The organism is Bradyrhizobium sp. 14AA (assembly GCF_054185205.1).
Genome location: NZ_JAVAYM010000102.1, coordinates 1 through 511, shown reverse-complemented (window position 1 = coordinate 511; position 511 = coordinate 1). Strand labels below are relative to the sequence as shown.

The 511-nt window shown below is 32.1% G+C and carries 1 protein-coding gene; it reads right to left on the bottom strand.

What is annotated here, in order from left to right; translation table 11 throughout:
- Positions 1–88 precede the first annotated feature (88 nt).
- A partial coding sequence (locus RAD15_RS43510) for a phage tail terminator family protein (protein ID WP_458184814.1) occupies positions 89–511 on the bottom strand: 423 nt, incomplete at its 5' end.

The following is a 511-nucleotide window of genomic DNA, read 5'->3' as shown; positions in this document are numbered from 1 at the left end:
AGATAGGGAAATTACCTGATTCATCTACTAAAGGAAACCAAGTAGGTGTTTCAACGGAAATAATATGAACATTTTTCTTATTTGCCATCTATTCTTCACTCCCTTCGATTAATTGAGGAAAAGCAACATTAAAATTAACATGTTGAATTCCGTCTGTTTTAAATGTCTGATAATCTTCTGGAAATAGTTCGTTTCCATCTAGATTTAAGACATTAAAAAAAGCCCCACATTCTTCTGTTAGGCTTGTTACTACTTGTTTATTTTTCTTGCTATCAACTAACGCAATATCAACGTTATATGCTTTATTCTGAACGTTTTGACCAACGTTATCAGTCATACTTTCCTCTATGCTCAAAACAAAATAAAACGGTTCTGACGACTGCATAACGTCATTTAAATAGATAGGTGCAGTAGAGAACTGTTTTATTGTGCTAGTAAGCATTTTTAAAATTTTGTCGTACATACACCTATCCTTTCTTAGCAATAACAATTGCCATTTGTTTAAATCGTT